At 38.2% G+C, this 13,287-nt stretch carries 11 protein-coding genes and 1 other annotated feature; of the genes, 5 read left to right on the forward strand and 6 right to left on the reverse strand.

What is annotated here, in order from left to right:
- Positions 1-12: 12 nt before the first annotated feature.
- Entirely contained in the window at positions 13-207 is a 195-nt protein-coding gene (locus tag F4694_RS07855) for a YqzH family protein (RefSeq protein ID WP_179596575.1), read from the forward strand.
- Between the two features lie 24 nt (positions 208-231).
- On the opposite strand, the gene F4694_RS07860 is transcribed toward F4694_RS07855, so the two are convergent.
- Both F4694_RS07860 and F4694_RS07865 read right to left on the reverse strand, forming a co-directional pair.
- A complete protein-coding gene (locus tag F4694_RS07860; protein ID WP_179596577.1) occupies positions 232-1,029 on the reverse strand; it encodes an SDR family NAD(P)-dependent oxidoreductase in 798 nt (265 codons plus the stop codon).
- 19 nt (positions 1,030-1,048) lie between these two features.
- Entirely contained in the window at positions 1,049-2,002 is a 954-nt protein-coding gene (locus tag F4694_RS07865) for an MBL fold metallo-hydrolase (RefSeq protein ID WP_179596579.1), read from the reverse strand.
- 386 nt (positions 2,003-2,388) lie between these two features.
- Positions 2,389-2,608: a binding site (T-box leader), on the forward strand.
- Between the two features lie 51 nt (positions 2,609-2,659).
- Here F4694_RS07865 and proC point away from each other — a divergent pair.
- The 3 genes from proC to namA all read left to right on the forward strand — a co-directional run bounded on the left by proC (position 2,660) and on the right by namA (position 5,807).
- Positions 2,660-3,505, forward strand: a complete 846-nt coding sequence (gene proC, locus F4694_RS07870) for a pyrroline-5-carboxylate reductase (RefSeq protein ID WP_179596581.1) — start codon at positions 2,660-2,662, stop codon at positions 3,503-3,505.
- 52 nt (positions 3,506-3,557) lie between these two features.
- Complete coding sequence (locus tag F4694_RS07875; protein WP_179596583.1) at positions 3,558-4,697, forward strand: glycosyltransferase family 2 protein; 1,140 nt, start codon at positions 3,558-3,560, stop codon at positions 4,695-4,697.
- Between the two features lie 87 nt (positions 4,698-4,784).
- Entirely contained in the window at positions 4,785-5,807 is a 1,023-nt protein-coding gene (gene namA / locus F4694_RS07880) for an NADPH dehydrogenase NamA (RefSeq protein ID WP_179596585.1), read from the forward strand.
- Between the two features lie 30 nt (positions 5,808-5,837).
- On the opposite strand, the gene rnz is transcribed toward namA, so the two are convergent.
- A complete protein-coding gene (gene rnz / locus F4694_RS07885; RefSeq protein WP_179596587.1) occupies positions 5,838-6,761 on the reverse strand; it encodes a ribonuclease Z in 924 nt (307 codons plus the stop codon).
- A gap of 194 nt (positions 6,762-6,955) precedes the next feature.
- On the opposite strand from rnz, the gene zwf reads away from it, so the two are divergent.
- Complete coding sequence (zwf, locus tag F4694_RS07890; RefSeq protein ID WP_218895580.1) at positions 6,956-8,425, forward strand: glucose-6-phosphate dehydrogenase; 1,470 nt, start codon at positions 6,956-6,958, stop codon at positions 8,423-8,425.
- A gap of 45 nt (positions 8,426-8,470) precedes the next feature.
- On the opposite strand, the gene F4694_RS07895 is transcribed toward zwf, so the two are convergent.
- The 3 genes from F4694_RS07895 to F4694_RS07905 all read right to left on the reverse strand — a co-directional run bounded on the left by F4694_RS07895 (position 8,471) and on the right by F4694_RS07905 (position 13,263).
- A complete protein-coding gene (locus F4694_RS07895) occupies positions 8,471-9,748 on the reverse strand; it encodes a DNA polymerase IV (RefSeq protein ID WP_179596589.1) in 1,278 nt (425 codons plus the stop codon).
- A gap of 208 nt (positions 9,749-9,956) precedes the next feature.
- Positions 9,957-11,501, reverse strand: coding sequence for a response regulator (locus F4694_RS07900; protein ID WP_179596591.1), 1,545 nt, complete (start codon positions 11,499-11,501; stop codon positions 9,957-9,959).
- Between the two features lie 13 nt (positions 11,502-11,514).
- Entirely contained in the window at positions 11,515-13,263 is a 1,749-nt protein-coding gene (locus F4694_RS07905) for a cache domain-containing sensor histidine kinase (protein ID WP_179596593.1), read from the reverse strand.
- Between the last annotated feature and the right edge of the window lie 24 nt (positions 13,264-13,287).

Raw genomic sequence — 13,287 nt, forward strand, 5'->3', positions numbered from 1 at the left:
AGGTGTACATACATGGAGAAAAAGTTAATTCTTAAAATGATAAAAAATTGCTTCAAACAATATTATTCTGAGATAGATTCACTGCCAATGAGCAGCAGCGATTTAGAGGCGCTTGCGGAGCGGATTATTCAAATAAAAGTAGAACAACCCGCGGTTGATTTATACGAGGCTGTGAATGATACTGTATACGAATTTTTAACAGGATGAATGCAAAAAACCGCTGTCGCGGTTTTATTTTTTGTTAAATGCCTTTTTGCCAATACGTTCAAACAGTCTTGGAAAGAGAACATAAGCAACGCTGCCCATGTTCATCCAGCGAGGCAGATTGATTTCTCTCGTTTTCGTCAGCATGCTGTCAACAACTTTCCGAGCGACATATTCGGGCTGAAGCATAAACTTTTGAACATTTTTAACATACGTGCCTTTTTCATCAGCAATGTTAAAAAAGTTCGTTTCAATAGGCCCTGGATTCACAGATGTTACGAAAACATTGTAATCACTAAGCTCCATTCTAAGCGAATTCGTGTAGCCAAGAACCGCATGCTTAGTAGCCGAATATACACTGGATTTTGGCGTTGCGATTTTTCCTGCTTGGGAGGCGATATTAATGATATGGCCGAAACGGCGTTCACGCATCTCCGGAAGCACCATGCTTGTGCACGCCATTAGTCCGACAACATTAACATTGAACATTCCTTTAATTTCATCCATTGTTGCAGCATGCGCTTCACGGAACACACCGAACCCCGCATTATTAACTAGGATATCTACCTCACCAATCGTCGCAAAAATAGCTGTAAAAACTTCCTTCACTTTTTCCGTTTCAGAGACATCTAATTGATAGACCTCTACCCTTACTTGATGCTTTTGCTGCAATTCCATTTGCAGCTGTTTCAATTTTTCCATACTTCTTGCGATTAGGACAAGGTTGGCACCACTTTCCGCACAAAGCTTGGCGATTTCAGCACCTATCCCCCCGGATGCACCGGTAATGACTATATTTTTACCCTTAAGTTGTTCCCTAACCATATTCACACCTCATCTAGCTTCATAGAGGACTGGTTGACCATCCCTCACTACTACTAATCTCGCCGATTGAGGCTAAATAGTCAAGCTGGCCGACGGTTTCCGATAATGTTAATATCAATTCCCGCTTATACGCTGTAGGAAAAAGCCGCTTGCAAAGTTCAAATACGGTATGCTGCTCCTCTTTTAGCCAATTATTAACCTTCATAGCACGGTCATGCTGGTGAATTAGTCTTTTTTCAATTAGCTCTTTTAATTGGGAAACTTCCTCGCCATGGCCTGTGTAAACGAACTGAATTGGATAGGATAACAACTTTTTCATCGAATCATTATGCTGCAGCTGCGGCTTCGGTCTCTCTACTTCGCCTGGTGCCGGCATCTCTAGTAATGGATTTGGTGAGATATGTGCAAGAATCAAATCCCCTCCTATAAGAATTCCATCACTTTCTCGAAATAGAGCAATTTGACTTTGGGCATGTCCAGGTGTCTCTATGACTTTCCATCCACTTAACCCCGGTGGGATCATCCCTTCAACCAGTTCTCCCGTCAAGGAGCGATTACAGGAGTACCTGAATGTTTGTTTTAAATCTAAGATAGATGAAAAGTATTCTGAGGGGATTCCAAAGTCAATAAATTGTCTTCGAAAAAAAGCCTCTTGGTCGTGAAAAAAAGACTCCGTTGGTTTAATCCAGCGTTCATTCAGCGGGTGCCCATAGACCTCTGTCTGATCTGATAAAAAATCAAGCATACCAACATGATCAGCGTGATGATGGGTAATTATCACCTGTTCAATATCATCCGGGCTTAATTGTAATTGAGACAGCTGGGCCTTAAAAGCAATCCACGACTCCTTCGTTTTGACACCACAATCGACAAGTGTCAACCGCTCACCTTTAATCAAGTAAACATTAACGTCCCCGACTGCATAAGGAGTCGGCAAAATTATTTTTGCGATACCGTCTTTCCATTCTGCCATTCAAAAAACTCCTAACGTTATTTTTAAATAAGGCTCTTTTCTTAACCTTCGTTGCTTTTTGGAACGAGGATTTTGATTGTGCGAAGTTTCAGCAGGAAATAGCAAAACTGTAATAAGAAAAGAGCCTGCAAACTAAATTCTAAAGTGCAAAATACCTATTTTCACGTTAAAATCGGCTTTAAGATTTTAACAACAATATTTACGAAAATAGCCTTAAATAGAATGTGAACATTTTTTGACAATTATTTATATGGTAAGTGTAACGAATTTCCCTTTCGATTGTCATTATTTTTGCATAATATATTTAAAATAAATAAAAAATTCAGATTTTATCACTTGACAGAAGGGCCATTATCTTGGATAATCACTATTAAAATTTGATTCGAACATTCGCGATGATTAAGACCAGTAAATGAAAAATGGCAAAAGAGAGTGAAGTCCATCGGCTGAAAGTCTTCACAGCCCTCTTTATCATTGAACCTAGCTTATGAGCACTTAGGAAAACCTAACGTAATCCGGCGTTATCGGAGTCGAGTGAACCCTATTATGTATTTAGTTTGGGTAAATGAAGGTGGTACCACGGAAGCTAGACCTTTCGTCCTTTTCGGATGAGAGGTCTTTTTGTTTTTAAAAACAAAGTAAAAGGGGGAAAAATGCATGAAAAAAATAGCATTCATCGGTGCCGGTTCAATGGCTGAGGCATTTATTTCAGGGATTCTTGAAAATAGTTTGATTGATAAAAAGAATGTATGGGTTACAAATAATTCAAATGAAGGGCGGTTGAAGAGGCTAAGTGATACGTATGGCGTCCGTACCACTTACGATTTAAAGGAATTGTTTGCAGGAGCTGACATCGTCATCTTATCGATGAAGCCAAAGGATGCCGCAACCGCTATCCAATATATTCGTGAATATTTAACCGAAAAAATGCTGGTAGTTTCTGTGTTAGCAGGGGTGTCGATGAGTACCATTGAGACAATAGCAAGATTACCGATTGCCGTTGTGAGAGCCATGCCAAATACATCAGCAGCAGTTGGTAAATCTGCCACTGCCGTTGCCGTAAATGAACGAGTTACCCCTAAGCAAATTGAATTAATGAAGGATCTATTTGGAACCGTCGGCTTGACAACTTTTGTAGAAGAGGAACAGCTGGATGCTGTTACAGGACTCTCCGGCAGCGGACCTGCGTATATTTATTACCTTATAGAAGCAATGGAAAAAAGTGCTGTTGAGGTTGGTCTCGATAAGGAGATGGCTAGTGAATTAATCGTACAAACCTTAATTGGAGCAGCTGAGATGGTGAAAAACTCCACAAAATCATCTGAACAGTTACGAAGAGATGTAACAAGCCCAGGCGGTACAACAGAGGCAGGGGTAAAAGTACTCGAAGAACATCAAGTCCAGCATGCGTTCATTTCTTGTATTAAGGCTGCAACCGAACAATCGAAAAAAATGGGAGCGGCATTACGTGAACAGCTGGAAGTTACCGAACCAACTTCCTAATTTGTGTCTATTGATTTAAACTAGGGTAAAAAAGACTAGGAAGTGTAAAAAAATGCTGACGGTATTATTTTCAATGGGTATCCTGGTCTGGATTGTTTTTCTCATAGACGGGCTAATCGGTTTACGGAAAATAGACGCTTTAGAAGATGCGGATAAGTTAGAAAATGGACCTCTTTTATCGGTCATTGTAGCGGCACGCAATGAAGAAAATCAAATAAGAGCTAGTATCCTCAGTCAGTTGGCGCAAACTTATAGAAACGTTGAATGGATTCTCGTTAATGACAGGTCAACGGATTCTACTGGACTTATGATGGAAGAATTAAAAAAGGAAGATCAGCGAATTTCTGTTCTTCACATAGAAGGATTGCCTAAAGGGTGGCTTGGAAAAAATAATGCCTTATATCAAGGCTTCCTTAAAGCGTCTGGAAAATGGCTATTGTTCACCGATGCGGATGTAAAGTTTGAAAAAGAGGCATTTGCAAAGGCACTTCATTATTTTGAGAAACATAAGCTTGACCATTTAACTGTCGCACCAAACCTGAGCGCGAAAACGTTTTGGTTAAAATCATTTGTCGCCTTTTTTCTATTCGGTTTTTCATATTTTAAAAGACCATGGGCGGCAAATAACCCCAAATCAAAAGTTGGGACTGGAATTGGCGCGTTTAATCTTGTTTCCAAAGAAGCGTATAGCAGCTTTGGAACACATGAAATGGTGAAAATGCGGCCAGATGATGACTTGCAGCTTGGAATGAGAATGAAACAAGCAGGATATGCTCAGAGGATTGTCACCGCACTCACGCTGGTTGAGGTAGAATGGTATGGAAGTTTACAGGAAGCATTTATCGGACTCGAAAAAAATACATTTGCAGGATTACATTATCGGGTTAGTATGGTGTTTTTTGCAATATTCGGCGTTTTTATTACCAATGTCCTCCCATTTATTACCCTATTTTCTTCTGATAAAATAATTGTCCTCTTAAGCTTAGGGATTATTTTGCTAAGCGGGATTCATTACGTTATGGTCATCAAAAAAATGACCATCTTCTCCCCTGTTATGTTTCTCGTATTGCCTGTGACGGCTCTCCTGTTTATCTATTCCATCATCCGTGCCAGTTATCTAACGTACAAACGCGGCGGAATCATGTGGAGAGGCACCTTATATAAATTAAGAGAATTAAGGGACAAAGAGTGAATTTATACAAAAGAGAGCCTTTTGCTATACTAAAATGCACTTTAGTGGTATAGTGACCGAAAAAATTATTTATGTAGGAGGTTCATAATGTCTGCAAAGTTATTTTCTCCTTATACGATTAAGGATGTTACGCTGAAAAATCGAATTGTAATGGCGCCGATGTGCATGTATTCCAGTCATAACGAAGATGGTCATATACAGAACTGGCACCGCACTCATTATACTAGCCGGGCAGTTGGACAAGTAGGCCTTATTATTGTTGAAGCAACTGCAGTAACGAAGCAGGGCAGGATTTCACCTAGGGATTTAGGTATTTGGAGTGATGACCACATTGAAGGGTTCACAGAACTTGTAAACTTGATGAAGGAACATGGGTCTAAAACGGGTATCCAACTTGCACATGCGGGTAGAAAGGCAGTCCTAGAAGGTGAAATCATCGCCCCTTCGGCGATTTCATTTAATGAACAAATGAAGACTCCTAAAGAAATGACCAAAGAAGATATTACCGCGACTGTTGAGGCGTTTAAAAAGGGTGCTGAGCGTGCAGCAAAAGCTGGCTTTGATGTCATAGAAATACATGGTGCCCACGGCTATCTAATCAATGAGTTCCTCTCCCCATTATCGAATAAAAGAACCGATGAATATGGAGGGTCGGCTGAAAACCGTTACCGTTTCCTTCGTGAGGTCATCGAAGCGATTAAAACTGTATGGGATGGTGTCCTGTTTGTGCGTGTTTCGGCTCATGACTATCACGAAGAGGGGTTAACACCGCTGGATTACGTATTTTTCAGTCAATGGATGAAGGAACAAGGTGTTGATTTAATTGATGTCAGCTCAGGGGCAGTGGTACCTGCAAAGATAACAGATTATCCCGGCTATCAAGTTCCATTCTCAGAAACAATTAGAAGTGGTGCCGAAATTGCTACAGGAGCAGTCGGATTAATTACAACTGGTATCCAAGCGGAGGAAATCCTTCAAAACGACCGTGCAGATTTAGTATTTTTGGCACGAGAATTATTGCGTGATCCTTACTGGCCTAGAACAGCTGCTAAAGAGTTAGGAGTAAGTATTGAGAGACCAAAACAATACGAGCGTGGATGGATGTTTTAAATAAAATAAGACGGCTTTTAGACCGTCTTTTCATTTTGAAGCTATGTTTATTTCTTTAAAGTCTTCAGCAATATCTGTATTCGCAAAGACTTCCTGTGCTTCCGCAGCTAGTTCAGCCCAGGCTTGTCGATCATAGCGTGAGCTGATGTGGGTCAAACAAAGCTTCTTACTTCCGGATTGTTTCGCAACTTCTGCAGCCTGATGGGTGGTTGAGTGGAAATAATCATAGGCAAGCTTCTCTTCCCCTTTGGAAAAGGTTGCTTCATGTATTAATAAATCTGCGTCCTTAGCTAAAAGTATTGCGTTCTCACAGTGTCTTGTATCTCCAAGAATTGTGACAATCCGGCCCTTTATATCCGGACCGAGAAAATCTGCTGGTACGATAATGGTGCCATCATCCAGTGTAACGGTTTCACCTTCTTTAATTTTCCGGAAAATTGGTCCTGGCTGTACTCCCGCCTCGACAAGTCTTTCCGCTAATAGGGTCCCTGGTTTATCCTTCTCGATAATCCGATACCCGTATGAAGGAATACCGTGATCTAAAAGTCGAGCTTCGACAGTAAACTGATCATCTTCAAAAATGATCCCTTCGTCGATTTCGACTATTTTTAGCGGATATTTTAAATAGGTTTGGCTGACGGAAAGGCTTATCGTGATGTATTCTTTTAGTCCTTTTGGTCCATAGACAATCACTTCTGATTCTCCACCTTGAAAAGAACGGCTGGCTAATAGGCCAGGCAGCCCATAGATGTGATCGCCGTGAAGGTGGGTAATAAAAATTTTCTCGATCCTGCGAGGTCTGATCGAAGTATGTAAAATTTGATGCTGAGTCGCTTCACCTGCATCAAACAACCAGATGGCTCCACGTTCTTCGAGTAATTTTAAGGCAATCGAAGTAACATTTCGCAGCTTTGCTGGAATACCAGCACCAGTGCCTAAAAATAATATGTCCAATAAAAACACGCCTTCCCAATAATTATATAAATAATATAGCATATCGCTTGCACAATTGCCCTTTGAGCGTATATTCTCTTTTAAAGGAATAGATTTGAATACATGCTTCAGTCAATTTTTGCGAAATCTAAATTGAATACATATAAAGAGAGGTATTTATCGTGGAACAATCTAAGAATATGACTTCATTAATTATGATATTTGGTGCAACAGGAGATTTAGCCGTTCGGAAGCTCTTTCCATCCCTTTACAGGTTGTTTCAGAAAGGTAAGTTAGACAAATTTGCAGTTATAGGCGTAGCAAGAAGACCCTTAACGACGGAAGAGTTTCAGAATTCTGTAAAAGACTCGGTAATAACCGCTCTCGGCAAAAAGGAAAAAATCGATGAGTTTATCTCTCATTTCTATTATCAGTCACATGATGTTGCAGATTCCAGCTCATACCAAACCCTAAAACATTTAGCACAGCAAATTGATGATAAATATGAGTTAGAAGGGAATCGTATTTTCTATCTTGCCATGGCTCCTGAATTTTTCGGCCCAATCGCTTTACACTTAAAATCGGATGGATTAACAGATGTTAAGGGGTACAAACGACTAGTAATTGAAAAACCATTTGGACATGATTTAGAATCTGCCAAGGTGTTAAACAAACAAATTCGTCAGGCCTTTTCAGAAAGTGAAGTTTACCGAATCGATCACTATTTAGGTAAAGAAATGGTTCGGAATATCGAAGTAATTCGTTTTGCGAATGCCATTTTTGAACCTTTATGGAACAACCGTTATATCTCCAATATTCAAATTACCTCGAGCGAGACACTTGGTGTTGAAGAACGGGGACGTTATTATGAAACGAGCGGTGCTCTTCGGGATATGGTTCAAAATCATATAATGCAAATGGTGGCACTATTAGCAATGGAGCCTCCGATTAAATTGACAACAGATGAGATTCGTTCTGAGAAGGTACGGGTATTTCGTTCATTAAGAATGATTAAAGGAGAAAAAATAAATAAATATTTTGTCCGAGGACAGTATGGTGCCGGTTTGGTCGAGGATCAACTCGTACCTGAATATCGCGCAGAACCAATGGTAGACAAAGAGTCTAACACAGAAACTTTTGTAGCGGGAAAAATTATGATAGATAATTTCCGCTGGGCTGGTGTGCCTTTTTACATTCGAACTGGTAAAAGAATGACAACAAAATCAACAAAGATTGTTGTTCAATTTAAAGACATTCCGATGAACCTTTATTATCAGCCGGAAAAACTATTGAACCCTAATCTGCTTGTCATCCATATTCAGCCTGAGGAAGGAATCACCCTCCATCTTAACGCGAAAAAAGCTGGTGGACATCTAGATGCCCAAGAGGTTAAATTAAGTTTTGCTAACACAGGAATTCATGCGATGAACACTCCTGAAGGATATGAAAAGCTCTTGTATGATTGTATGCGCGGTGATGCAACTAATTTTACACACTGGGATGAAGTCGCCTATTCTTGGGCCTTTGTTGATAATATTTCTGAAGTATGGGAAAAAACGAAAGCCGCAGACTATCCAAATTATGAGTCTGGATCAATGGGGCCGAAAGCTGCTGATGAACTGTTAGAAAAAGACGGATTTTTCTGGTGGCCAGTAAATGCTCTAGATGTAGATATCTGTAAATAATACAAAAAAGCTCCGGATTTGTTTATAAAACAAAGACGGAGCTTTTTAATCATCTTCCTTCTTTTTTTGCGGAAAAGTACGAAGAAAATCTTTATTAAAACTTGTTCCCGTTCCTACATTATGAGCCTTGTCTAATTTTCGCGTTCCGGCATTTTCAATAATATTCTTCCCATATTTATCTCGTAATGTCGAAAGGGTTTTAAGTAACGGCTCTTTTTTTGCATCTTTTTCAAATGAAAACAAATCCAGCTGTTTAAAGGCAAGATCATGTTCCACTAAATCATAGCCTGTTATGCCTAACAAACGGATAGAGTTCCCATTCCACTCCTTGATAAAAATCTGCTTCGCCATTGAAGCGATATCTTCTTTTTGCTGTATAGGATTGGAAAGTTTTTTACTGCGGGTAATGGTTTTTCTATCCTTAAAACGGATGGTAATGCCCAGTGTTGCAGCAAGAACATTTTTTCGTTTTAACCTTACTGAAACCGTTTCTGCCAATGATTCCAATACCCGGTATAATTCTTGTTGATTGGTTGTATCCTTTGGCAGCGTTGTTGAATTTCCAATACTTTTAAAATCAGACACCGCCTCAGGATCGACGGGTCGATTATCGACTCCATTTGCCCTTTCCTTTATGCGAATACCATTAATGCCGAGCAATGATTTAAGCTGTATCTCATTGCCAGCTGCTAACTCTCCAATAGTATGAATGCCAATTGTCGTTAACTTTTCAGCAGTCTTCTTACCAACACCATGCATCTCACTCGTGTTTAACGGCCACAACACAGCAGGGATGTCTCGTTTGCGCAGTATCGTAATTCCCATTGGTTTTTTCATATCAGAAGCTGTTTTTGCCAAAAACTTATTGGGAGCAATTCCAATGCTGCATGGCAAATCAAGCTGTTCAAAAACCCTTTTTTGAATACTTTGAGCAATTTCGATTGGACTGCCCAGTTCAAATGAATCTGTAATATCCAAATATCCTTCATCAATCGATACAGGTTCCACAAGTTCCGTATAATTCCTGAGAATCTCAAACATTGCGATAGAGGCAGTCCGGTAGCGTTCAAAATTAGGTTTCCTAATAATTAACTGGGGGCAGAGCTTTTTCGCTTCCCACAGCGGCATCGTGGTCTTGACTCCAAACTTTCTAGCTTCATAACTGCAGGTAATAATAATTCCCCTGCGTTCCTCCACGTTTCCGGCAATTGCTACGGGCTTCCCCTTCAATTCTGGTTCATAAGCCATCTCCACGGAGGCGTAAAAGCTGTTCATATCTACATGTAGAATAACTCTTCCCTTTTTCGGATACATTTCCTTCATCCGTGACACTTCTCCTATAATCAATGGTATCTTTAGTATAGCAAAAAGGAGAACCAGTTGGCTCCCCTCTCACATATCCTTGTTCACTAACAAAAAATCCAGCAATTTATTAATGGTTAAAAAACATTATAAATATTATTCATAAACGAGATAATCAAAAAATGCCCCCAAACTATGGGCTCCCCAACAAATAACAATCGTCCAACACTTACTTAAGTATGTGCTGTGAACGATAGAGACCAGGGGTTGTTCCGATATTTTTCTTGAATACTTGATTAAAGTATTTTTGATTTTCGTAGCCTACCTGTTTGCAAATCTCGGATACCTTTAAATTTGTGGTTCTTAACAGTTTTTTTGCATTATTTAATCTGACCTTTGTAATATATTCAAAGATGGTATTACCGACCGCCTTAGAAAACAAGCTGCAAAGGTAGGCAGGGTTCTTATGGAATAGCCTGCCTAAATCATCTAAAACGATTGGTGCTTTATAATTAGCATGAATGAAACTTTTTATATCGATGATTAATTTTTCATTATATGACACGTGGTTTTCATTTAAAAAAGCAGTTGATTGCTCAATAAATTGTTCAAGCCAAACTCTGATTTCTTCCAAAGACTGAAGTTGATTTAACTCTTGGTAAACTAAATATCGTCCGCCGCCGCTTTTCTTTACTTCATATTCACTTTCGATATATTCCAAGAAATGATTAACGATTTTAAAACAGACGAATTTTGATTTTTCCGGGGGCAGGCTGCTCTTTTGGCAATCGAGAAAAACTTTGTCCATGAAAAGATTCATGCCGCTAAGAAGGTCCGGGCCTTTTTCATTAAAAAATGAATCAATTTTTTCAATAATGCGATTATCAAAGGAATGATTGAACATTTCTAATTCTTTATAATAGGTTATTAACTGGTTTGAAAAAATACCATTTTTCAACGCTTCTTTTGCTTCATTATAGGCTTTCTTTATGTCCGGTATCGTTTCATATATATTACTGATTCCAACCATCGGTCTTATTTTCATATCATGATCGATCAACGACAGAAGATCCTGAACCAAGTCATCCCCAAACTCTGAACCAGCGTGTGAAAACATGATGACGATTTCACTATCAATCGTATAGATAAAACTATCTATCTTTCTGTCTTTTAATAGACTTTTTACACGGTCTAAGGAAGCTTGAATTTTTTCAGTTGCATTTGAATTTTCCCAAGCAAATCCCTTCAATCCGATGTTAAAAAAAGAAAAACGGTGCAGCTTTTGCTCCTTTTCCGGCGCAACCAATCTTTGGCCTAACATGTAATCAAGAACACGCTTTTCTTCTAAAGCGATTTGATATTCATTAATCCGCTCGGTTGCCTGTTTTTCATTTTTTATATTTTCTAGTTTTAACATGGCATTTTTAATAGAATGAACAATTTCTTCTACTTCAATAGGTTTGACTAGATAGTCGATTGCCTCGAGTTGAATCGCCCTTTTGGCGTAATCAAATTGTGAATAGCCGCTTATAATGATAAAAACAGTATCTAGATTAAGAGCCTTTGTTTCCTTAATTAAATCCAAACCATTTAATTTAGGCATTCTTATATCTACTAACACAATGTCAGGCTTCTTATTCATAATTTCTTTAAGTGCTTCTTCTCCATCTGTAGCAGATCCTACAATTTCAATCTGATGCTCCTGCCAGTTGACTGCTGATTTTAAGCCTTCAATTACAATTTTTTCATCATCAACAATTAAAAGTTTATACATAATAGAAAGCTCCTTAAAAATTGTCATGAGTGATTTCGTCATTCTTTCGGCCAACCTTAAGATAAACAGTAGTTCCCTTTCCTATTTCACTTTCAATCTGTAATCCATATTCTTTTCCATAATAAATCTTCAATCGTTCATTAATATTTTTTAAAGCATAACCATTTTTGTTAATATCTACTACATTCATGTCAAATCCCTTTCCTGTATCACGAATAATGAAAAGTAAACCTTTCTCGACCTTTGTACCTTCAATCATAATCGTACCGCTTTCCTGATGTTCCAACCCATGGTAAACAGCGTTTTCTACAATGGGCTGTAACAGCAATTTAATGATACTTTCTTCCATGATTTCAGGTTCAATCGTGAATGAGTAGTGGATTTTATGGTCAAAACGAATATTTTGGATATCCAGATAACTTTTAACTTGTTCTATTTCATTCTTTACAGAGGTAATATGATTTCCATCATTTAAGGTAAGTTTAAAGATTTTTGACAAGTTAATCGCAATTTTTGCTATTTGTTTCTCCTTTACTTTCTCTGCCATCCAAAAAATAGTGTTCAGCGTATTATATAAAAAATGCGGATTAATGTGGCTTTGCAAGGCTAATAGTTCTGCTTCCTTTTCCTTGATTTGTGATTTATATAACCTTTTTGTTAAATCATTATTCCAATTATAGAGGTGAACAATCTGTTTCCCAATCTCTCCAAGTTCATCCTCATTATTAAAATCAATACCCACTATTTTCTCTCGTTTTTCCATTTTTTCTGTAACCATGCGCAGCAAACTTAACTGGTTTGTTATTCTCCTCGTTATAAATAAAGCAAAAATTAAGGAGATGATTAACGCAATGACTAATAGTGAAATTGTTACCAATCGAAGCTGGTTAACCTCGCGAACAATATTTTCATAGGGGATCATACTGACGACATCCCAATTTGTTTTCTTGTTTGTATGAACATTAAAGAAATATCGTGTTCCATTGATTACTTTTTTACTTGTTCCACTTTTCTCACGACCTTGAATGATGTCGGCTACCTGAGAGGAAGAGAAACGATTGCTGCTTGAAAACAAAATTTTATCATCATCCAATATTAAAATATCGCCTGGGGGATTACTATTTTTAAACATATTTTCAAAATAAGATCGATCCAGATCGATCAGGACAATCCCATTTTGTTCCTTCGTTCCAAGATCTCGAATATTTCTTCCATAAAGTAAAGATTGATTACTATCTTTCACAAGTTCTAAATTACTGCCATTTAGCCATTCACCCTGCCACTGACTATGGAGTAAACGCGGATAGATATTGGACTTTTTTACCGCTTGATAGATGTCATATTTCATATTCCGTTCCCCGCGGTTTACTTTCAAAAAACCGTGATTTTCATTCCCAACGTAAATCGCATTGATATAGGGGTTATTTACCACTGTAATATTATTCAAGTTTTCTAGAGATGACGTTTCTAATCTGTATAACTTTGCATCTGTTTTTTTATAGGTTAAATAAGATTGTATTTCATTTGAAAGAAAGATGTCATTCGATAAATTCTCTACATTGCTTGCAAAAGCATTAATATTCCAATCGACAATCGTTAAAAAGTTATCAATCGTGGTAGACACTTTATTTTCTATTACTTTATTAAAATAAATGAACGTTAAAGGACCAATAACAAGTAAAGGGATTAGTGCTGAAAACAGTGCTAATAAGATAATCTTCCGCTTAATGGGAGATTCGATGAGTCTCATTAGTTTAGCCATTATGTTTCTCCAGTTTATTAATTT

This window comes from Neobacillus driksii, from assembly GCF_013409995.1.
In the GTDB taxonomy this organism is placed as follows: Bacteria; Bacillota; Bacilli; order Bacillales; family Cytobacillaceae; genus Neobacillus; species Neobacillus driksii.